This window comes from Solirubrum puertoriconensis, assembly GCF_001483135.1.
Lineage (GTDB): Bacteria > Bacteroidota > Bacteroidia > Cytophagales > Hymenobacteraceae > Solirubrum > Solirubrum puertoriconensis.
In genome coordinates, this window is sequence record NZ_LNAL01000006.1 from 552,444 (window position 1) to 571,524 (window position 19,081).

Below are 19,081 nucleotides of genomic sequence, written 5' to 3' on the forward strand. Positions count from 1 at the left end.
GCTATGAGCCCGGCCCTGCAAAACCAGCCCACGCGCCGCTACAGCCCTACGTTGGTGCGGGTAGCTTACTGGGTGTCCACCCTAGGTAATCCGCTGTTTACGGCTTTGGTGTTTGTGGGCGTGCTGGCGTTTCGGCTGCTCGAGGTGCGCGTGGCGGCTTGGCTTATGGCGGGCATGCTGCTGGGAGTGGCCGCACCGATGTCAATCTGGAACTACCGGCAGGTAAAAACCGGCGCCTACACCGATTTCGACGTATCGGTGCGCGAACACCGGGCCTCGTTTTACCCTAGGTTAATTGTGCTTTTGGGCGTGGCCACCGCGCTTGTGTGGGCTACGCCATCGGCGGCGCCGCTGCGCGCCGGTATGTTGGCTGCCCTGGGTTTGCTAGTAGCTTGTTACGGTATCAACTTTCGGCTGAAAGTATCGCTGCACGCGGCGCTGTCGTTTTTTATGGCGGGCTGCGTGTTGGGCTTGAATCAGGCGTGGGGCCTAGGTGCCTTGCTGGTGGCTAGCTTGGTAGCAGCCTCGCGCCTTGTGCTGAAGCGGCACTCGTTGATTGAGTTGGTTGTGGGTACTGTGGTCGGGATGGGAGCGGCCTTGCTGGCAGTAATAATAGCGTAACCGAATGGTAGTTGAAGAATAGGGTAAAGCCTTATAAGTAGAAAAGCTAGCGTTGAGCGAAGCAAATAAACATAACACGACTTATAGTGCCACGCTCACAGGCCAATCCAGTTAAAAAGGGAATGAACCAACAGGAGGTAGAGTGCCGTAGCCAGTAAGGCATAGAGCGTGTGGATGCTTACTCGATGGGCGGCCAGCTCTTGTCGCCACGAACCCGCGTTACGCTCGACATTAACCACTTGCGTGCGCGCGATGTAATCGCCTAGCCGCTTCTGTCCCGTAATGACCACCGCCAATACTTCCAGTGGCCACGCCAGCACGGTGGTATTGCGTAAGAAAGACTGCCACTCGTTGGCCGGAAGACCGGACGCCGTTTGCACCTGCGTGCCGATGGCCCGCTTGAGAGGGCTGCGGCCGAGGAGGAAGTCTTTGTTCAAGTAAAGCGCGAGCAAACAGTAGAATATCCAGTCGCCAGCAAGAGGCTGAAAGAGCATGAGGGGCAACCCTAGCAGGGTTAAAGCGATGTGCTCCCCCAACATAGAGAGCAAGCGGCGTTTTCGGTTGTCAGGCACGATCATCAGGGAAGAGCGGCTGGGAAAAGGTCCGCTAAATTATACATAGCTTCTGGCCCTTCATTGAGTGACGGGTTGTACCTTTTCCAAGATGACTCATTACCATAATGGCTCTTGTGCGACCGGCTCCGAATGAGTTTTAGACATGCTTAGCTGTTCGAATTATGCCTCTTGCTTTCGAACAAGACGCAGGCCTACCCATCATGGATGGAAGATCGTGAATCGAGGCAACGTAAGGTCAGCGCGGCCACTCGCTTCTACTTGCCAAATTCCTTTCCCCGTTTCGAATGCGGGGGAAGCGCACACCAGCAATGTTTGACGCTAAAGTGCCCCGGTAATTGGCAAACGATTCAAGTGGATTAAGTTGCCCGTTTGGGCATAGCGGCCACTAACCACTGTTTCCGATAACAATCTAGCAAAAGTAAAAAGGTGCCGTCAGCACGAAATTCTAAGCCCGTACCGGCAACACCTGCCCAGCCGCTGCCTATGCCTGCTCCTGATACTACCGAACTCGAACAAACCCTAGGTCAGGAAAGAGCGCCCGAAGCCGCCCTCGAAGAGGCGCTGACCGATTTGGGCCAGCGCCTCTTCGAGGGCGGTGCTTTCTGTAAACTAACCTCGTGCAGCTTGATGACCGCGGGGGTGCAGGCTACCAAGTTGTCTAACCGGTTTTAGAGGGCGATGATGGACTCTATTTGCAGCTCTTCGGGAAAGTGCGCGAAGAAATGCTCGAGGTAGTAGCCTAGAGAGTCGCCGCAATCGGTTAGCAGAATGGTAGAATCGCGCAGGTTATTCTTCTCGTGGCCGCAAAGCTGTCCATAGCTATCCACCATGTCCTCCCACGAAACGCGGTTTCGGTGTGGGTAGGTAAGACACCGATTGTATAAGGTTGGGTAAAGGTGGAGAAGCAAATGGCTTGTTGCGGAGGTAAATGTTGAGATGGTAGCGGCCCTAGGTCAGAGCACCAGGAACTCGCCCCGGAAGCCCAACTGCCGGGCTTGCTCCTGGATTTCGGGCGCGTAGGTTGGGTTGCTGATAAACACCACGTCGGGGCGGTACGCCATTAGCTGCTCGGGCGCTATTACCGGGTGCGCGGTGCGCGGCATAAACTTGCTTTGGCGGCGCGGGTTAATGTCGACTATCGCTACTACGGTATCGTTCAGGTCGAACGTGTTGAGGAAGGTAACGGCGCGCCCCCCGGCGGCCCAGCCTACCACGCGCTTGCCGCTGCGGCGCAGCACCGCTACCCGAAGTTGCCACTCCGCAATTACCTCCTCGGCGGCGCTGGCAAAGGCGCGCACCGCCACGGGCGTGGAGGGGTCGTGGGTGGGCGGCAGGGCGGCGGGGTTGTCTAGCGGCATGCCGGCGGGGCGGGCTACCAGGCTGATGTACTCGTCGTGCCAGCAGGGGTGCACCTCCAGCACCTCGAACCCGCAGCTCCGGAACAAGTACGCCAACGATTGCGGTGTAAACCACGCCGAATGCTCGTTTTCGATGTTCCAGACCACTTGCTCGCCGATGTCGTAAAGGGCGTTGGGCACTTCGAAGTAAACCAAAGGCTGCTCGCTCTCCGGAATGGCCCGGCGCAGCGTACGCACAAACTCGGCCTGGTGCGAGGCAATAATGTCGAGCATGTGGCGGCAGCTGATGAGCGATGCGCCGCGTAGCTCCTCCACCTTGTCGGGCCCGAAAAAGTCTTTGATAAAGCGCAGGTTGGCGGGGTCGGTTTGCCCTTCCCTGGGTGCGTAGCCCGGGTCGATGCCCAGGCCCGAGCCCATGCCCGCGCGCAGCAGCGTGCGCAGGAAGTCGCCGTCGCCGCAGCCGATGTCCACCACGCGTTTGCCTGCCAGGTTATAACGCTGCACCAGGTCCTCACCCAGCCCATCGGTGAAGGCTTTGAAGGAAGGTGAAAACTCCAGCGTGAAATCGTTGCGGATGTGGGTAACCTTGGCCGGCTCGTAAACTTCGTTGACAATGAAATGGCAGTGCGGGCAAAACGACAGGCGCACGTCGGTAATGGGCGCGTGCAGAGCCGCCTCACGTGTAGGCCACAAAATGCCGGTTTGCGCGGTTACATCGCGCAACTCGTAGAATATCTCACAATCGTTGGTGCCGCACACCGCGCAGGGTTTGGTGGCAGCCACGCGCGGGCTGACCTCCGGTAATGCCTGGGTTTCCATAGGTTAACTGTCTAAGTGAAGCGGTTGGAGATGAGAGCGTACGCATCAGGTCAGCGCCAGCAGCCCGGCGTAGGGCGCACGTGGCCCGAGGCAGCAACCCAAACTCAATGCCCGAGCGCTCGGCTACGTCGAGGAGGGTGTATTGTCATTCGGATCCTAGGTGCCTGGGGCGGCTACCCTGGCAGGGGCAAGTGAGCTGGACTGGCTCAGAGCACCAGTTTGCGCACGTAAAAGGCCTCGGCATAGCGCCCGGCCGAAGCGGCTTGCAGTCCGCGCAGCCGGGGCAGTGCCCGGAAGGTCTCGGCATCGAACCAATGCCGGCCCGCCTGCGAAGGGAAGTGCGTCAGCAGCAGCTCTACCTTTTGGTCGAGCACGTCGCCAGGCAGCTCCACAAAGCACTCCGGGTTGCCCACGTCGCCGTCGTACTTCGGAATCTCGTACTCCAGTACCAGGTGGCTGCGGAACGTGTTCCAGGTAAAGTCGGCCAACAGGCGGTGGTCCTGGTGCAGGTCGTGGCGGTGGTGGGTAAAAATCAGGTCGGGCTGAAAGGCTTTCAGGTCTTCAAACACGTGCTTCACCTCCAGCGCCGATTGGGGTAGCCGCCCGTCCTGAAACGTCAACACCCGCACCTGCGCTTCGGCGAGGCCCCCGGGGGCAGCCGCCAGCCACGCGCAAGCGCTGGCTTCGGCCTCGAGCAACCGCGCCGGAGTGCTGGTGAATACCACCCAGCACAGGGCCGCAATGCGCTGCTCGCGCAACAGGCGCAGCAGCGTGCCGCCCGCGCCAATCTCGATGTCGTCGGCGTGGGCACCTAGGCAGAGCACGCGCAGGCCAGCACTGCCCGCCGGCGGCGCTAAACTCAGCGTCAGCATGCGGCTTTTAGTGCGTGGGTCAGGTACCGGGGCTTGGGCTCGGGCCGGCGCCACACTTCCCACGGCGCCGGGCCGCGAGCGTGCAGTTCGTCGAGGAGCTGCTTGTCCTTAAAGGTGTCCATGGCGGCCCAAAAGCCTTGGTGTGGATGCGCCCTCAGGCGGTCCTGCGCGATTAGGCGCTGGAAGGGCTGCTCCACCAATTCCTCGCCGGGCTGCATATAGTGGAAAATGTCGGGGCGCAGCACGAAAAAGCCTGCATTGATCCATAGCCCTGATTGGGCAATGGGGCTGATGTATTCTACGCGCGAGTCTTCGCCCAGCGCCACCACGTGAAAGCTCTGCGACGGCTGGTAGGCCATGAAGCTGGCCACGGCGTTCGTCTGCGCCATTTCGTGCACCATCTGGTTCACGTCTAGGTCGGCCAGGCCATCGGCGTAGTTAGCCAGGAACATGTCTTCGTTTGCCAGCAGGTGCTGCACGGCCAGCAGGCGCTGCCCGATGTTGGCGTTCAGGCCGGTGTCAACGAAGGTGATGTTCCAGTCGTCGATATCGGTTTTGAGGGGCCTTACGTCCTTGCCCCCCTTCGAAAACACAAAGTCGTTGGAAATGCACTCGTCGTAGTTTCGGAAGTAGTGCTTGATGGTATCGGCCTTGTAGCCCAGGCACAGGATGAAATCGGTGTGGCCGAAGTGCGCGTAATAGCGCATGATGTGCCACAGGATGGGCCGGTAGCCCAGCGTTACCATGGGCTTGGGCATCGATTCGGAATACTCGCGCAGGCGCATTCCAAAGCCTCCGCAGAACAACACAACCTTCATAGACGGGACGGGTTAAGAGTGGCAAACTGCCGGGAGCAGCAGTGCTAGGGGGTACCGGGCGGCACCGCACAACGTGAATCGGGACCGGCGGCCCCACACAGCTTAGTCGTACACGGCCACCATTGGGATGGGCACCACGAAGCGCCCGCCCCACTGGCGGATGTCGGCCATTTGCTGCATGATTTCGGCGCGCAGGTTCCAGGGCAGAATCAGCACGAAGTCGGGGCGCGTTTGGCGGATACGGTCGGGGTGGTAAATGGGAATGCGCGAGCCGGGCAAAAACAGCCCGTGCTTGTGGGGGTTAGCGTCGACGGTGTAGTCGAGAAAATCGGTGCGGATGCCGCAGTAGTTGAGCAGGGTGTTGCCCTTGCCGGGGGCGCCGTAGCCCACCACGGTTTTGCCGGCCCGCTTAACCTCGATGAGGAAGCTGAGCAAGGCGCGCTTGGTTTCCTTGACGGCTTCGCTGAAGGCCGTATAAAACGGCAGCGTGTTCACGCCAAGCTCTATTTCGCGCTGGCGCAGCTCCGCCACCCGCGCCTCCACCGGGCGGGCATCGTCGGTGGCGTGGCGGGCATAGATGCGCAGCGAGCCGCCGTGGGTGGGCAGTTCCTCCACGTCGAAGAGGGTAAGGCCGTGGTGAGCAAAAATGCGCTCTACGGTGTAAAACGAGAGGTAGCTGAAATGCTCGTGGTAGATGGTATCGAACTGCCGCCCTTCAATCAGGCGCAGCAAGTGCGGAAATTCCATCGTGAGCACCCCGCCGGGCTTAAGCATGATTTTGAGCCCGCCCACAAAATCGTTGATGTCGGGCACGTGGGCTAGCACGTTGTTGCCGATCAGCAAATCGGCCTGCCCGTAGGTTGAAGCTACTTCTTGGGCCGTGCGGCGCCCGAAAAACTTGCTGAGGGTGTTGATGCCCTTGCTGCGGGCGGCGTCGGCTACGTTGCCGGCCGGCTCGATGCCGAGCACCGGAATGTCTCGCTCGAGAAAGTACTGCAGCAGGTAACCGTCGTTGCTGGCCACTTCCACCACAAACTCCTCCGGCCCGATGCCAAAGCGGGTAACCATTTGCTCGGTGTAGCGGCGGGCGTGGGCCAGCCACGTGGTGGAGTACGAGGAGAAGTAGCAGTATTCGTCGCGGAAGATTTTATCGGCCGGCAAAAAGTCGCCGACCTGCACCAGAAAGCAGCTGCCGCACACGCGGGCGTGCAGCGGGTACTGGGCCTCGGCCCGGTTGAAGTCCTCGGGCCGCACAAAATCCTCGCACAAGGGCGACGTGCCCAGGTCGACCAGGGTGGTGTGCAGCGCCTCGCCGCAGAAGCGGCAGCGGGGTTCCATCGCGGGTTGCACTGCATGGGGCAGCGGATTGCGCCGGTTTTTTTGCGTGGCCGCGGGCAGCGGGGCGGCCGATGCGGTAGGTAGTGTTGCAGTCATCAGCAGACTATTTTGTGGTCAGATGATAAAGTGGCACGAGCGCGTGCCCGACCAATGCGGGGTAGCACACGTCGGTACCGACTTGCAGTATGAGCAAGCCCTAGGTGAAGAGGACCGGCTTGAACAGCATCCAGAAGGATGTATCCGTTCGCGCTACGCCCGCCTACTGGCTGTCGGTAATTAGCTTCTTGCCTAGGTTCACAATCACGTGGTAGGTGGCGCCGCGGGGGCAGAGTACCCGCTTGATTTCGGCGCAAGGCTCCTGCTGCATGTGCAGGGCGCGCAACATACCCCGGCGCAGATTCGACAACGAATTGTCTTGCACCGAGGCAGCCCGGTTTTCGTAGGTATCAAACTCGATTTAGCACTACGAGCGGGCAATCAAGTCCCGTCCATCGGCCATACGCCTCGCATCGAAGATGAAAACGCTAGGTAGCTCGTATTGTGGAAATTATGCAGTGTGGATGGTTGCAACTGCCGGAGCAGCTGGCCGGGCGTAAGGTGGGTGCTACTTCGGCACCTAGGGGCCGTGGCAAGCAGGGGGGACGGCCTGGCGCAGCCGCCGAAGCCGATAAAGCGTTAGTTGAAGGTGCGGATGGTGGGCACGGTAACTCGCCCGCCGACAAGGGCTGCACCGGCGCCAAGAGGACTTGTGCCAGCAACGGGTCGGCTGCGGCGGGTTCGTCGCCCCACACCTTGCATGCGACGGCGCCGCGCTGCCACAAGTCGGCGAGCAGGTTTTGTCGTGCAGCATGTTCCTGGGCTGCCAGAAGCCGGTGTGCCAGTGCGCTGTCACCTTGCCGTCAGCACCGAGGCGATTGAGCCACGCTTTGTCTCAGACGATGCCGTCGTGCTCGGTGATGCCAGTGGCCGGCGTAGATATTTATGATGTGCTACAGGATGGGCCGCCCCTATCTCAACCATAGGCTTAGGGCGGACGCCGCGTTCCTCGCTGATGCGGGTGCCGTAGCCGCCCGCCAGGATAACTGCTTTCATGTTTCATGTATGAAGAGCGGTTTAGGGAGAGTAGCTGATGAGTTGTCATGCACGACTTGTTTAGAGTAATGTGCACGCTAGGCAGAGCAACAGATATGATTAAAGTTATCATTAATTGAAAGTTAATTGATATTAATCCACTTATTTATTTTTTAAAGTATATACATGATTTGATTTGTTCAATACAAGCAATAGGTAAATAACAGGTGCTTACCTGTTGAAACGCAGATTTCGTGACTTAGCCAGTTGACTGTTGCGCTGCACGTAAGGGCGGCTAAGCTGCGGCGCGGTACCTGTCGGTACGCCATGCGCATGGCTTGTCGAGGTGACGCCGTTTGGGTGTAGTGGCATTAGGAGGCTAGGAGCGGAACCAGCGCGTTAACTCAGGCTTACGGCCCTGTTTTGATGCCATGAACTCGTGACCTTTTCCGGTTGGTGGTTTGCGCCACACCTGCCTTAATGCTCCTTAAGTACTTCGGAGCAAGACACGCCAACCTACTCAGGCCGGCAACCGTACCCGGCAGCACCCGCCAAGCCGCTGCCTATGCCCGCTCCCGATACTGCCGAACTCGAACAAACCCTAGGTCAAAACCAAGTGCCCGAAGCCGCTCTTGAACAGGCACTAGCCCAAATCGGCCACCACCTGCGCGCCGACCGGTGCTTTCTGTACGTGCGCAACCCTGAGCGTGGCCGGGGCCGCATTGCCTTGGTGTGGCGCCTCGATGAAGCCGTGCCCGACCCGCGCCACCCGTGGCAAGACGACACCGGCGAGCTGCCACAGCAAGACCCGCTGTTCCGGGCTGCTCTGGCTGCACAACCCTCGGTGTTTGTGGATGACGTAGAAGCCGCCGGCCCCGAGGTACTCAACCGCGAGTTCGAGCGGAAAACCTTTGGGCACCGGGCACTGGTGCATGCCCACATCGTGGACGAAGCCGGCCAGCTGTGGGCCATTTTGCAGCCTTGCGTATTCGACCACCCTCGCCACTGGACGCCCGCCGAACGCGCGTACATTGAAGCGGCGCTGCCGTTGCTGCTGCCCGTGGTGCAGGCCTACATGCACGGGCAGAATACTCCCGAACAGCTGCCCTAGGTGCTGGTGGCTTTTACCCAGCTTGGGTGCCGTTTAGCTCGTGCTGCAGGGCTTCGAAAAACAGGCCTACGTGGTAGCCATCGGCCAGGCCGTGGTGTACGTTCACGGCTACAGGCATCAGCAGCTGTTCGCCCACCTTGCGGTAGCGGCCCACCGAAAGTTTGGGGATGCTATCGGGGTGGGAGAAAGAGCGGGCGTGGGTGAGGCCCGTAAACGACAGCCACGGAATAGCCGAAAAATGCACTACATCGAGGCGGGCGGCATTGGGGCTCAGCCGCAGGCCGGTGCTCTGCTGCACGGCCTCCATTTCGGCCGACAGCCCTAGGCCAAACTGAGTAAGCTCGGCGGCGTAGGGCACAAAGGAAAAGGCAAACGTGGAGTCGGGGCGGGTGAGCGTGGCCGATACGTGCACCTCGTCGTAACAGTACACTTGCCCGTCTTCGATGCGGTAGCGGAAGGCTTCGACCTGGTTAACGGCACGCAGCACCGCATGCAGGTACACCTGAAAAAACGAGACACCTAGGGCTTTGGCACGCTCGTACGCTGCGCTTACCTCCACATCGGCCACAATGCCAAAAAACGGCTCCTCGAAGGCGGAGAAGAAGGCAAAATGCTCGCGGCGGTTCCAGGTGGCTAAGTCAATCGGCTGCTTCATGGGGCGCAAGTTCGGTAACTTTGCCCGGCATCCGTACGCTTACCATTGTCTCCATGCCTGCTCCTAAGCTCGTAGCCTTCGACGCCGACGATACCCTGTGGCCCAACCAGCCGCACTACGACTACGCCGAAGCCCAACTCTACGAACTGCTTACCCACTACGCCGACGCCGACACCCTAGGTCAGCACTTTTACCAGGTGCAGCGCCGCAACTTACCGCTGTTTGGCTACGGCGCCAAGTCGTTTATGCTGGGCATGATCGAGACGGTAATCGAGCTAACCCACGGCCGCGTTACGGGCCACGAAATTCAGCAGATACTCGAATACGGCAAGCGCCTGCTCGATTTTCCCATCGAGCTGCTGCCCCACGTGCCCGAGGTACTAACCACCCTCAAAGAGCGCAAAATACCGCTGATGCTGCTCACCAAAGGTGACTTGTTCGACCAAGAAAGCAAGCTAGCCCGCTCTGGCCTAGGCGAGTACTTCGACCACCTGGAGATTGTGAGCGAGAAGAACGAGGATACCTACCGCCGCATTCTGGCGCGTTACCAATTGCTGCCCGAGGAGTTCCTGATGATCGGCAACTCGTTGAAATCCGACGTGCTGCCCGTAGCGTGCCTAGGTGCTCACGCCGTGTACGTGCCCTACCACACCACCTGGATACACGAACGCGTACCTGCCGAAGAACTCGAAGGCGTGGCCTTCCACCAGATCAGTTCCCTTGCCGAAGTACCTGATTACCTAACCGAACTAGAGCTACAAGGTTAAAGAGCTAGTTTCCCTCCTCAGATGAATTCCGCGTTTCGAGCGGCGTGGGCTAGGGGTGGTTGACCTCTAGTTGTGTACCAAAGGCGTCATGCTGAGCTTATCGAACCGACGGTCGGCTTAGTCCTTTACCAATGATATTGGAGAGTATTCTCGTCTGGGAACAGGAGTCACTATCTGTGGACGCGGACTACAACCGAAGGTCGGCGTAGCCAAAGGCCGCGCTACACCGGGCAACGAAGCGGGGGAGATGCTTCGACTATGCTCAGCATGACGTTTTGAGTTAAATAGTTCTGTGTCCAGCGCTTCTGGCAGCAGAGGAAACTAACCCTCCAACCAATTCTTCACCGCCGCAGCCTTTTCGCGACTTACAATCACCTCATCGTTAGGTGCCGGTTGCAAATCGAGCTTCAGCTTGCCGTTGAACCACGGATGCAGGCGCTGCACGGCCGATAGCTGGGCAATAAACTGCCGGTTGAGGCGAAAAAACTGCTTAGCATCGAGCAACTGCTCGAGCTGCTCCAAGGTGTAATCGACGAGGTAGCGTTGCCCTAGGTGCGTAACGAGCGTAACGGTTTCGTTGCGGCTCTGGAACCACGCAATGTCGGTGGCTTGAATGGGTAACAGCTGCTCGCCTTGCCGCACCAAAAACCGCGTTTTGGGTTGCGGTGCTGCCGATTGCGTGTTGGTGTTGAGCAAGCTTTGCAGGCGCTGCGCCACCTCCGAGGCAGCCAAAGCGGGGCTGTGCCACTGCCGCAGCTTTTGCAGGGCGGTTTGCAGCTCGGCCAACTTAATGGGCTTCAGCAGGTAATCAACGCTGTGTGTTTTGAACGCTTGCAGGGCGTACTGATCATAAGCCGTGGTGAAGATGACGGGCGTGGTAACCACCAGCTGATCGAACACATCAAGGCTGATGCCGTCGGCGAGGTGGATATCGGCCAGAATGAGGTGCGGCTCGGGGTGGGTGCGCAGCCACTCCACGGCCCCGGCTACGGTGTCGCAGTGGGCAACTACCTGCGCATCGGGGGCGGCTTGGGCAAGCAGGCGCTGCAGCCGCTCGGCCGCCGGATATTCGTCTTCGAGCAGTAAAACGTTCATCAGGGTGGTGCCAATTCAGTGGAGGTGCTACCCAGGGCTGCTTTAGCTGGCCAGGGCTTTGCTGCCGAGCTCGGCGCCCGTGGGCTCAGGAGCCAGCAAGGGCAACTGCACGCTGAAGGTAGTTGCCTCGTCGAGCACCGCAACGGGGCGCTGCGGAGCCAGCAGGGCATACCGCTCGCGAATGTTGCGCAGGCCCGTGCCGGTGCTGGGCCCCAGGCTGGTGATGCGGGCGCGGCGGGCATTGAGCACCGTTAGCCAGCCATCGGCGGTGGCGGCTACGTGCACGTGCAGCGGATTTTGGCGCGAGGCTTCGTTATGCTTCAGGGCATTTTCGATGAGCAGCTGCACGCTAAGCGGGGCCACCCGGTGCTCGAGCAACTCGGCGGGCACCGCTAGGCTTACCTGCAGGTTGTCGCGCAAGCGGGCTTTTTGCAGCGCCACGTAGGCCTCCACAAACGCCAGCTCGTCGTGCAGCGGCACCAGGCTCCGCTCGCGGCTCAGCAGCACGTAGCGGTACACATCGGCGAGGCGCTCCACAAAGTCCTGGGCGGGCTCGTTGTCGGGCTCGATGAGGGCCGAGAGCGTGTTGAGGGAGTTGAACAGAAAATGCGGATCGAGCTGCTGCTGCAGGGCTTCGAGCTGGGCGCGTTGGTTGGCGCTTTGCAGCTGCTCGGCCCGCCGCACGTTTTGCTCCCACTGCAGAAAAAAATGTCGGCTTTCGTAGCCCAGCTGCACCACCGTGGTAGGTATCAGATCGAAGATAATTTGCTGCGCCATAAACGCAGGCGCTAGGCTGAAGTATTGCGGCATGAACAGGTGCATGAGCGCTACTAAGCCAATGGTAGCCAAGCTGGTGTAGAGCAAGCTGCCCACGGCCAACCACCACAGGCGCCGGGCCGTTTGGTGCACCTCTGGAAAGCGTTGCAACAACACATCCCAGAGGGCGCGGTTGCCCAGCCACAGCACCGCCGTGAAGAGCAGCGACACGGCCCAACTAACCAAGAACACCGGCCACGAGAGCAAGTGGCCGCCGTTGCCGAGCAGCACAATGAGTAGGCTGAGCAGCGGTATTCCGATTAGGCGAATGCGACGGTCGTTCATGGCGAAGAGCTGACGGCCCCTGGGAAGCGCCGTGAAGATAACCACCTAGGGCAGTGAAACGAGCGGCAGGCCCTGCACGGCATGCCAGTACAGCCACGCTACGCCGCCGGCATAGAGCGCGGCAAACAGTACCACACTTAGGGCCTGAACGTTGGGCCGTAGCTGCGGCAGGTAGCGCGTAATCAGCCAGCCTACCAGCGGTATGGCTTGCAGCGCGTGCAGACCCAGGAAGTGCGCGGCGCGCAAATCACCGTGGCGGGTGCTCCAGCCCAGTAAGGGCAGGCCGGCGCCGCCGTCGGCGGCGCCTACGGTGTGCGCCAGGCGAGCCGACATGCTGCCGCCCACCGCGCTGCCTACCAGGAACAAAATCAACCCTAGGCGCATGCCCCAAACCCAGGCCGAGGAGCCGTGGGGCCGGTGCCGGAACATCAGCCAAATGGCCCACACAATGGCAATGGTGTTGATGAGGATAAACACGCCCATCAGCTGAAACACAACGGCATCGAATAAGGAGCTGATGTTGAAGTGCGAGGTAGTGCCGCGCGCGGCTTGCAGGTACACGCAGCTGATTTCGATGGCCAGGGCCACGCCCACCAAGCGCCCGATGCGGCGGGCACTGCGTTGCACCTGCGCGGGCAAATCGGCCAGCAGCCACGCCAACGACCACAAGTACACCACCCCAGCAATGCTGAACTTAATGGGCTTTACCCACACGTTGAGCCCCGTTACGGTGCGCTCATCCAAAGGCCATAGCACCAGGGCTGCCGCCATTAGCGCTACGTGCAGCCAGCCAGCCCAGGCCAACGCCGGTTGGCAACCGTGGATGATGCGCAGCCAGGTGGGGCGCTTGAGCAACGCGGCAGGAACTGCCTCAACGGCCATGGCGGGGGCAAGTGCAGTTTTCATAGGTCAGAAAGGGCTGGTTGTGTAAGTGCAGATGGGTTAGGCAAGCGTAGTGGTAGCAACCTCGGTGGCAGGAGCGGGGCGCAACAGGCGCAACCCAGCGTAGAGCAGCAGCCCAAGCGGGCCTACCAGGAAGGTGAACAACAGGGCCGGAATTAGCAGCACGTGCGGCAGGCCGCGGCGCTCGGCATCGCGCACTTCCCAAATGCCCACGCACAAATCAAAGCACAGGTAGTGCGCCCAGCCGGCGGTTAGGGCCCACGGGTCGCGGAACAAGGCGGCCACTTCGGCCAGCGAGCCGAAGCCGCCTTCGCCGCCGTGCTGGCCTAGGTAGTGCACCACCAACAAGCAGCCGTAGGCGGCGGCGTAAAGCAGCGGCCAGGCGCCGCTGCGTACCAAGCGGCGCGTAACCACCCAGCGCGGGGCCACGGCCAGCAGCAGCCAGGCCGGCAATATCAGCGTGTTGGCGATGGTAAAGGCGAGTTCGGGCGTCATGGTGGAGCGGCGGTGTAGTACAGCTCGAAAGTACTGCCGCGCGGGGCCGGGTGGTAGCGCAACCCGGGCGAAACGGACTACCCGCCGGGTGAACTGTAGCAAGCCACCGGGCGAACCGCAGCACAAACAATTGGTCCTGCCAGGGTTATTTACCTGGATTTGGCCCGCGCTGCCGACACCTAAGCTGCCCACGCCCGTACTTTTGCCCTGTGAACCTGCTCGTCCACTACTCGTTGCTTGGAGGCTTGCTTGCCATTGGCTGGCCCGCTGCTGCTCGCTCCTTTTCAGCTAGCCCCAACATCCTAGGTGCGGCCGATAGCAGCCGCGTGCGGCAGGCGCACCGGCGGGTGGTATTTCAGTTCGATCAGCGGTTTTCGCTGCTGCAAAACGAGCTGGTGGGCATCAACGGCGTGAAGCTGGGCGTGGAGTGGCGCGGCCGCCTGCGCACCGGCGTGGGCGTATATTTTCTGGGCAGTGCTTTGCCCACCAATGCGCCGGCACCCTTTCCGCTGCCGGCTGGCACCGAAAACACTGTGCGCTTTCGCTATGCCGCTCTTTACGGCGAGTACGTGCTCATTGGCACGCCGCGCTGGGAGCTAAGCGTGCCCGTGCAAGCGGGACTGGGCCGCTACTACGTGCGCTACGAGCAACCCGATGGCAGCGTATACCGCACGCCGCGGCAGCATATTTGGCTTGTCGAGCCAACCCTGGGTGGGCACATGCGCGTGTTTCGGTGGGTAGGAGTGGGCGCCGGCGCCGGTTACCGTCAAGCCTTGCTCACCAACAAAAACCTCGAAAACGACATCAGCGGTGCCATTTTTTACGGCCGCGTAAAGCTCTTTTTGGGCGACCTGTACAAAATCGTGCGGGGCCGGCAGCGGTTGTTTTCGCAGCAAGGCCTGCGCCGCTCCGATTACGTACCACACCAACCCTAGGTAAAACGCCTCCGCCCCCAACCTAGGCTGTAGCAGCAGGGTTGGGGGCGGAGGCACAAGCCGATAGGGGTGGGGTTACTGTTTAGTAACGGTTACGCCGGTAGAGGTGCGCGAGCGGCGCATCATGAAGCGCATGGTTACGCCGTTGGTGCCCTTGCCGTCGAGGTCGTCGGTTTGCAGCAGCTCCCAACCCAACGAGCCCATGTAGTTAAGCGCCGTAACGTAGGTGCTGAATACCTGCAGCTTGCCCACTTCTACTTTCGAGAGCGAGCCGCCGCCCAGCTTTTCCATGCCGTAGCCGAAGTCGGAGAAGATGTCGCCGTTGTTGCGCACCGTTAGCTCGCAGTACTCGTAGCGAGCCGCATCGGGGGCTGCGGCAAGCGTAGCTGAGGGTTTGGTTTGGGCGCTGGCGGCCAACGGGGCAACGGCGCAAGCAGCAAGCAAAAACGAAGCAGCGAAAAGCTTTTTCATAAGCGGTTAGGGTATTCGAGGGTACTAAGAAAGCAAAAATGCCGGCTGCTTTAGCAACGCAGCCGGCATTTTCACTACTGAAAGTGCAAGAATATGGTTGAGCTTAGACGGAAGATACTTTTTAGGTGCTTTCGGATTAGTGGGGCACCTCTTTAGGCTGTCGTTCTGAGGAACGAGCCGAAGGACCCTCTCGCGCGGCAGCGACTTCCCTAGGTCGTCATGCAGAGGCGCAGCCGAACCAAAGGTCAGCGTAGCTAAGCATCTCGCCAGGTAGTATTCTACTAGCCAGCGTCAGCACGCGAGATTCCTCGCTTTGCTCGGAATGACGTTGGTTGCCTAGGTCGTACTTGCATAAGGAGGCTCTTTGGCCGGCGCCTCAGGATGAGGGTTTCCCTAGGTTAGTTCGCGTTCGGCAAGAATGAATACTTGCGGCCGTACTCCAGCATTTGCTGGGCAAAGTCGCTGGGGTACTCGAGCTTCACGTCTACCACTTTGCCTTCGCGCTCGACCGGCACCAAGCGCGGCTGAATGAAGCCGGCGTAGGGCGCAATGTTCAGCTTTTGGTAGCGCTGCAGCACCTCCTTGTGAATGGCTGGGTCCACTTTCACGCCGTAGGTCTCGATGAGGGTTTTGGCGCCGTTGTAGTCACCTTCGCTCGTAATGCGCTGGGTTTCGCGCAGCAGCTGGCCGAAGAGGTTGCGCAGCTTGTCGTAGTCGTTGATACGGAAGTAGGTTTTGCCGTCCTTCTGCACCTTCTCAACCACGTTGTCTTTGCGGCCCTTTTCATAAGCCCATTTGGCCACCATCTGGCGGTTGCGCATGTGCGCCTCCTCCACGGTTTCACCGAGGGTCAGACGCGAAAGCTGCGTCATCAGGCCGTTGCGGATGTAGCTGTCGTACTCGGCTTTGCCTACCTCCAAGTTGGGCACCACGCCCAGCTGAATCAGCTTGTGGTCCATGAGGTAGTACAGGGCCACCAAGTCGGCGCGACCTTCCTCAATGGCCGAGGCGTAGCTTTTCAGGGTTTCCTTGGTGGTGCCTACGCCGGGGTTCAGCTGGCCCGACGCGTGGCCAATTACCTCGTGCATATCGGTGTGCAGCTTGCCGGCCAGCGAGCCATACTGCTTGGCACGCTGCTTTTCCTCGTCGGAGTAAGCAAACTCGTCGAGCATGCCGCCGGCCGAGGCTTGGTCGTAGGCTTCCACGATGTTGCCCAGCTGCACCGACTTCGAGCCGTGCTCCTTGCGAATCCAGGTAGCGTTGGGCAGGTTGATGCCGATGGGCGTGGCCGGGGCCGCATCGCCCGACTCCACAACGGTGGTAATTACCTTGGCCGTGATGCCCACCACGTTCTTCTTTTTGTGCTCGGGCTTGATAGGCGAGTTGTTCTCAAACCACTGCGCCTGGTCGCCGATGGCCTTGATGCGCTTGGTGGCCTCCAGGTCCTTAAACGACACCACCGATTCGTACGACGCGCGGTAGCCCAGCGGGTCGCCGTACACCTCGATAAAGCCGTTCACCACATCCACCCGCGACTTGGTATCGTGCACCCAGGCAATGTTGTAGTCGTCCCACACCTTCAGGTCGCCGGAGCTGTAGTACTTCACGAGCTTCTGCAGGGCCAGCTTTTGCTCGGGCGTCTCGGCCACGTCGGCCGCTTTGCCTAGCCAATACACAATTTGCGTAATGGCCGGGCTGTAGAGGCCGCCCACTTTCCAGGGCTGCTCCACAATCTTGCCCGATTTGTCCTTTACCAGCCGCGAGTTGAGGCCGTAGGAAATCGGGCGTAGGTCTTTCTTGTTGATTTTTTTGGCGTAGTAATCCTCTACCTCTTTCTGCGTCAGGTTTTGGTAGAAGTTGTTGGCCGAGGTTTTCACCAAATCCTGCCCAGCCTCCTGGTTTACGCGCTTGGCGTCGAGGGTGGGGTCGAAGATGACGGGCGTGATGGCGGCCAGGAACTGATCGACCGACTCGCCGGGCAGCAGCGGCAGCGACTTGCTATCGACGCCGCGTACCAGCTCGGCAAAGTACTCGCGCGAGCATTCGGGCACAAACTTGCGGGTGCTGTAGTGGTGGTGCACGCCGTTGCTGAACCACACGCGCTTGGCGTACACGTTAAGCTTCTGGGCCTGATCTACCTGCTGCGTGTTGGAGGAGCTGGCCATGCGCTGCTGGTTGGCCTCCCACAGCGCCTCGAGGGTGCGGCGCACGCGCAGGTTGTGGCGATAATTTTGGTCGTAGATGATGTCGCGGCCGGCCAAAGCGGCTTCGTAGAGATAATACAGCAGTTCCTTCTGTTTGGGATCGAGCTGCTCGAAACCCGGCACCTGGTAGCGCAGCACACGTAAATCGGCAAACTGCTCGGTAACAACTTTAAAGGATTGTTCGTCGGCCGGCGCGGCCACTGGGGTAGCAGCAGGAGTGGCTGCGGCAGCTATGTCGGCGCCTAGGTTATTTACAGCGTTGGAAGTGGCCGAAGCAGCGGCATCGGTGGTTGGTTGGGTGGTGGCAGCCGCGCAACCTGCCAAGCCGAGGCTCAGCAGCCACGCAGCGTGGCGGAAAAGGGTATTTTTCATGGATGAGTTGGGAAGGGCAAAAAAGCCGGCACAAAGCAACGCATTCGGCCTGCTAAATCACAATGCAAATACGGCGCCGTAATGGCGTAGCAAGCAGTGTAGTATTCTCAGTCGTTGCGCGGCTTGGCATGATGTAGCGTGGGCTTGGCTACGCTACATTTTCCTAGGTACAAACAATACAATCCGCGGACGCGGACTACGGAGTCCGCGCTACACGCAATTACAGGTCTAGCTGCTGCAGGGTGCCGCGCCGATCGAGCTTGCCGCTGGCGGTTTGGGCAAACGCGGGCACGTAGTGCACGGCACGTGGCACCTCGTAGCGGCCTAGTCGTTCGCGCAGCTTGTCGGCTACTTCAGTCCACTGTGCTTCGGCCAGCGGCTCGCCCTCGATGATGGCCGTTACCTGCTGACCTAGGCGCTCATCGGGCAGGCCCGTAACAAAGGCGCGGCGGCCCAAGTGGTTTAGCTCGGCCAGGGTTATTTCGAGCACCTGCTCTACTTTTTCGGCGGGCACTTTCACGCCGCCCGAATTGATGATGAAATCGGCGCGGCCAAGCCACTCAAACAAGTGGTGGTCGTTTTCGGCGAAGCGCACGAGGTCGTTGGTTTGGATAAGCTCCTGGTTGGTTACATCGCCCCGGATGGCGAGGCAGCCGCGTTCGTCCTGCTCCACGTGCAAGCCGGGCAGCACGCGGTAGTAGGGCGAGGCATCGGGGCCGTTGAGGCGACGCAGGGCAATGTGCGAGCAGGTTTCCGTCATGCCGTAAGTGTGGTAGAGCGGCACTTGTAGCGTGTCGGCAAGCTGCGTAAGCGAGTGGTCGACGGCCGCACTGCCAATCAGAATGGCTTTCATCTGCTCGAGCCTCGAGGCATGGCCCTGCTCCAGCACCGCGCGCAATTGCAACGGCACAAATGAGGCGAAATCAAATTGGGCATCGGGCGGGAGCAGGGCAAACGGGTTGGCCACGGGCTCGGTGATGGTGAGGTGCAAACCGTGCTCCAGGGCCCGAATCAGCATCATCAGCCCACCGATAAATTCGCAGTTGAGACACACCAGCATGCGGTGGCCCAGGCCCAGCCCTAGGTGGCTCATGGTACGCTCGGCACTGGCAACCAATTGGCTGCGGCGCAGGGTAATGGGTTGAGGAGTGCCCGTAGAGCCCGAGGTGGTCAGCACAAATTCCTGGGCCCCGTTCAGCCACTGGCGGCAGTAGTCGAGCACGCGCGCTTCGTAGCCGTTTATTTCGCCGCCCGCGTGGGCAGGGTACTCCTGAATTTCGGTGTAGGTGTAGCGGCGGCCGTTGAGCAACAGCGAATCGGGGAGGGTGGTAGCGGGCATGCGGCGAAGGGTACGGGGCGAAAAAACAATAGCCGATAGCTGATACCGGCAACGCAAAAGAAAGGATGCACAGCCAATGCCCGTGCGACTGCCAAGAGCAACAGCGCCGACGGCCACCTAGGGTGCTGCTAAGTCGTTTGCGGTTGGTGGTTAAGTGCTGG

General features: G+C 60.2%; 20 protein-coding genes. 5 read left to right on the forward strand and 15 right to left on the reverse strand.

What is annotated here, in order from left to right:
- Window positions 1–3 precede the first annotated feature (3 nt).
- On the forward strand, window positions 4–621 hold the full coding sequence (locus ASU33_RS07180) for a hypothetical protein (protein WP_059069681.1): 618 nt from the start codon (window positions 4–6) through the stop codon (window positions 619–621).
- 95 nt (window positions 622–716) lie between these two features.
- Here the strand turns inward: ASU33_RS07180 and ASU33_RS07185 are convergent, their stop codons facing one another.
- The gene (locus ASU33_RS07185) at window positions 717–1,199 is read right to left on the reverse strand and encodes an RDD family protein (protein ID WP_059069683.1); all 483 of its coding nucleotides are present in this window, start codon (window positions 1,197–1,199) and stop codon (window positions 717–719) included.
- A 480-nt stretch (window positions 1,200–1,679) separates the two neighbouring features.
- Between ASU33_RS07185 and ASU33_RS07190 the strand changes: the two genes are divergently transcribed.
- Window positions 1,680–1,868, forward strand: a complete 189-nt coding sequence (locus ASU33_RS07190; protein ID WP_059069685.1) for a hypothetical protein — start codon at window positions 1,680–1,682, stop codon at window positions 1,866–1,868.
- Here the strand turns inward: ASU33_RS07190 and ASU33_RS21445 are convergent.
- The 6 genes from ASU33_RS21445 to ASU33_RS20975 all read right to left on the reverse strand — a co-directional run bounded on the left by ASU33_RS21445 (window position 1,865) and on the right by ASU33_RS20975 (window position 6,858).
- On the reverse strand, window positions 1,865–2,104 hold the full coding sequence (locus ASU33_RS21445) for a hypothetical protein (protein ID WP_160328151.1): 240 nt from the start codon (window positions 2,102–2,104) through the stop codon (window positions 1,865–1,867). The genes ASU33_RS07190 and ASU33_RS21445 overlap by 4 nt on opposite strands.
- 45 nt (window positions 2,105–2,149) lie before the next feature.
- On the reverse strand, window positions 2,150–3,373 hold the full coding sequence (locus ASU33_RS07195) for a class I SAM-dependent methyltransferase (protein ID WP_059069687.1): 1,224 nt from the start codon (window positions 3,371–3,373) through the stop codon (window positions 2,150–2,152).
- A 206-nt stretch (window positions 3,374–3,579) separates the two neighbouring features.
- A complete protein-coding gene (locus ASU33_RS07200; protein WP_059069689.1) occupies window positions 3,580–4,245 on the reverse strand; it encodes a PIG-L deacetylase family protein in 666 nt (221 codons plus the stop codon).
- Window positions 4,239–5,063 carry a sugar phosphate nucleotidyltransferase gene (locus ASU33_RS07205; RefSeq protein ID WP_059069691.1) on the reverse strand — a complete coding sequence of 275 codons (825 nt, stop codon included), beginning with the start codon at window positions 5,061–5,063 and terminating at the stop codon, window positions 4,239–4,241. The genes ASU33_RS07200 and ASU33_RS07205 overlap by 7 nt, the downstream gene beginning before the upstream one ends.
- A gap of 102 nt (window positions 5,064–5,165) precedes the next feature.
- Window positions 5,166–6,497 carry a class I SAM-dependent methyltransferase gene (locus ASU33_RS07210; protein ID WP_216818545.1) on the reverse strand — a complete coding sequence of 444 codons (1,332 nt, stop codon included), beginning with the start codon at window positions 6,495–6,497 and terminating at the stop codon, window positions 5,166–5,168.
- 163 nt (window positions 6,498–6,660) lie between these two features.
- Window positions 6,661–6,858, reverse strand: a complete 198-nt coding sequence (locus ASU33_RS20975) for a dTDP-4-dehydrorhamnose 3,5-epimerase family protein (RefSeq protein WP_078062951.1) — start codon at window positions 6,856–6,858, stop codon at window positions 6,661–6,663.
- Between the two features lie 1,179 nt (window positions 6,859–8,037).
- Between ASU33_RS20975 and ASU33_RS07215 the strand changes: the two genes are divergently transcribed.
- Window positions 8,038–8,583, forward strand: coding sequence for a GAF domain-containing protein (locus ASU33_RS07215; protein ID WP_059069693.1), 546 nt, complete (start codon window positions 8,038–8,040; stop codon window positions 8,581–8,583).
- A gap of 13 nt (window positions 8,584–8,596) precedes the next feature.
- Here ASU33_RS07215 and ASU33_RS07220 read toward each other — a convergent pair whose 3' ends face one another.
- Complete coding sequence (locus tag ASU33_RS07220; RefSeq protein ID WP_059069696.1) at window positions 8,597–9,238, reverse strand: chloramphenicol acetyltransferase; 642 nt, start codon at window positions 9,236–9,238, stop codon at window positions 8,597–8,599.
- A 53-nt stretch (window positions 9,239–9,291) separates the two neighbouring features.
- Here ASU33_RS07220 and ASU33_RS07225 point away from each other — a divergent pair, with 53 nt between their 5' ends.
- On the forward strand, window positions 9,292–10,005 hold the full coding sequence (locus tag ASU33_RS07225; protein WP_059069698.1) for an HAD family hydrolase: 714 nt from the start codon (window positions 9,292–9,294) through the stop codon (window positions 10,003–10,005).
- Window positions 10,006–10,326: 321 nt separating this feature from the next.
- Here ASU33_RS07225 and ASU33_RS07230 read toward each other — a convergent pair whose 3' ends face one another.
- Genes ASU33_RS07230 through ASU33_RS07245 form a run of 4 tightly spaced genes read right to left on the reverse strand, consistent with a single transcriptional unit; the run spans window position 10,327 to window position 13,599 of the window.
- Window positions 10,327–11,100 (reverse strand): LytR/AlgR family response regulator transcription factor, encoded by a 774-nt coding sequence (locus tag ASU33_RS07230; RefSeq protein WP_059069700.1) that lies wholly within the window; start codon window positions 11,098–11,100, stop codon window positions 10,327–10,329.
- Window positions 11,101–11,142: 42 nt separating this feature from the next.
- The gene (locus ASU33_RS07235) at window positions 11,143–12,201 is read right to left on the reverse strand and encodes a sensor histidine kinase (protein ID WP_059069703.1); all 1,059 of its coding nucleotides are present in this window, start codon (window positions 12,199–12,201) and stop codon (window positions 11,143–11,145) included.
- Between the two features lie 45 nt (window positions 12,202–12,246).
- On the reverse strand, window positions 12,247–13,107 hold the full coding sequence (locus ASU33_RS07240) for a hypothetical protein (RefSeq protein WP_059069705.1): 861 nt from the start codon (window positions 13,105–13,107) through the stop codon (window positions 12,247–12,249).
- A 36-nt stretch (window positions 13,108–13,143) separates the two neighbouring features.
- On the reverse strand, window positions 13,144–13,599 hold the full coding sequence (locus ASU33_RS07245) for an ABA4-like family protein (protein WP_059069707.1): 456 nt from the start codon (window positions 13,597–13,599) through the stop codon (window positions 13,144–13,146).
- 209 nt (window positions 13,600–13,808) lie between these two features.
- On the opposite strand from ASU33_RS07245, the gene ASU33_RS07250 reads away from it, so the two are divergent.
- Window positions 13,809–14,534, forward strand: coding sequence for a hypothetical protein (locus tag ASU33_RS07250; protein WP_059069709.1), 726 nt, complete (start codon window positions 13,809–13,811; stop codon window positions 14,532–14,534).
- A gap of 75 nt (window positions 14,535–14,609) precedes the next feature.
- Here the strand turns inward: ASU33_RS07250 and ASU33_RS07255 are convergent, their stop codons facing one another.
- The 3 genes from ASU33_RS07255 to ASU33_RS07265 all read right to left on the reverse strand — a co-directional run bounded on the left by ASU33_RS07255 (window position 14,610) and on the right by ASU33_RS07265 (window position 18,920).
- Window positions 14,610–15,005, reverse strand: a complete 396-nt coding sequence (locus ASU33_RS07255) for a hypothetical protein (RefSeq protein WP_059069711.1) — start codon at window positions 15,003–15,005, stop codon at window positions 14,610–14,612.
- 398 nt (window positions 15,006–15,403) lie between these two features.
- Window positions 15,404–17,581 (reverse strand): dipeptidyl-peptidase 3 family protein, encoded by a 2,178-nt coding sequence (locus tag ASU33_RS07260; protein WP_078062952.1) that lies wholly within the window; start codon window positions 17,579–17,581, stop codon window positions 15,404–15,406.
- Window positions 17,582–17,801: 220 nt separating this feature from the next.
- Entirely contained in the window at window positions 17,802–18,920 is a 1,119-nt protein-coding gene (locus ASU33_RS07265) for an AMP-binding protein (RefSeq protein WP_078062953.1), read from the reverse strand.
- Between the last annotated feature and the right edge of the window lie 161 nt (window positions 18,921–19,081).

Coding starts and splice junctions, on each gene's coding strand:
- ASU33_RS07255 (WP_059069711.1), bottom strand. CDS start 15,005: ATGAAAAAGCTTTTCGCTGCTTCGTTTTTGCTTGCTGCTTGCGCCGTT.
- ASU33_RS07230 (WP_059069700.1), bottom strand. CDS start 11,100: ATGAACGTTTTACTGCTCGAAGACGAATATCCGGCGGCCGAGCGGCTG.
- ASU33_RS07180 (WP_059069681.1), top strand. CDS start 4: ATGAGCCCGGCCCTGCAAAACCAGCCCACGCGCCGCTACAGCCCTACG.
- ASU33_RS07225 (WP_059069698.1), top strand. CDS start 9,292: ATGCCTGCTCCTAAGCTCGTAGCCTTCGACGCCGACGATACCCTGTGG.
- ASU33_RS07200 (WP_059069689.1), bottom strand. CDS start 4,245: ATGCTGACGCTGAGTTTAGCGCCGCCGGCGGGCAGTGCTGGCCTGCGC.
- ASU33_RS07265 (WP_078062953.1), bottom strand. CDS start 18,920: ATGCCCGCTACCACCCTCCCCGATTCGCTGTTGCTCAACGGCCGCCGC.
- ASU33_RS07210 (WP_216818545.1), bottom strand. CDS start 6,497: ATGACTGCAACACTACCTACCGCATCGGCCGCCCCGCTGCCCGCGGCC.
- ASU33_RS07190 (WP_059069685.1), top strand. CDS start 1,680: ATGCCTGCTCCTGATACTACCGAACTCGAACAAACCCTAGGTCAGGAA.
- ASU33_RS07235 (WP_059069703.1), bottom strand. CDS start 12,201: ATGAACGACCGTCGCATTCGCCTAATCGGAATACCGCTGCTCAGCCTA.
- ASU33_RS07195 (WP_059069687.1), bottom strand. CDS start 3,373: ATGGAAACCCAGGCATTACCGGAGGTCAGCCCGCGCGTGGCTGCCACC.
- ASU33_RS07220 (WP_059069696.1), bottom strand. CDS start 9,238: ATGAAGCAGCCGATTGACTTAGCCACCTGGAACCGCCGCGAGCATTTT.
- ASU33_RS07215 (WP_059069693.1), top strand. CDS start 8,038: ATGCCCGCTCCCGATACTGCCGAACTCGAACAAACCCTAGGTCAAAAC.
- ASU33_RS07240 (WP_059069705.1), bottom strand. CDS start 13,107: ATGAAAACTGCACTTGCCCCCGCCATGGCCGTTGAGGCAGTTCCTGCC.
- ASU33_RS07260 (WP_078062952.1), bottom strand. CDS start 17,581: ATGAAAAATACCCTTTTCCGCCACGCTGCGTGGCTGCTGAGCCTCGGC.
- ASU33_RS07205 (WP_059069691.1), bottom strand. CDS start 5,063: ATGAAGGTTGTGTTGTTCTGCGGAGGCTTTGGAATGCGCCTGCGCGAG.
- ASU33_RS07185 (WP_059069683.1), bottom strand. CDS start 1,199: ATGATCGTGCCTGACAACCGAAAACGCCGCTTGCTCTCTATGTTGGGG.
- ASU33_RS07245 (WP_059069707.1), bottom strand. CDS start 13,599: ATGACGCCCGAACTCGCCTTTACCATCGCCAACACGCTGATATTGCCG.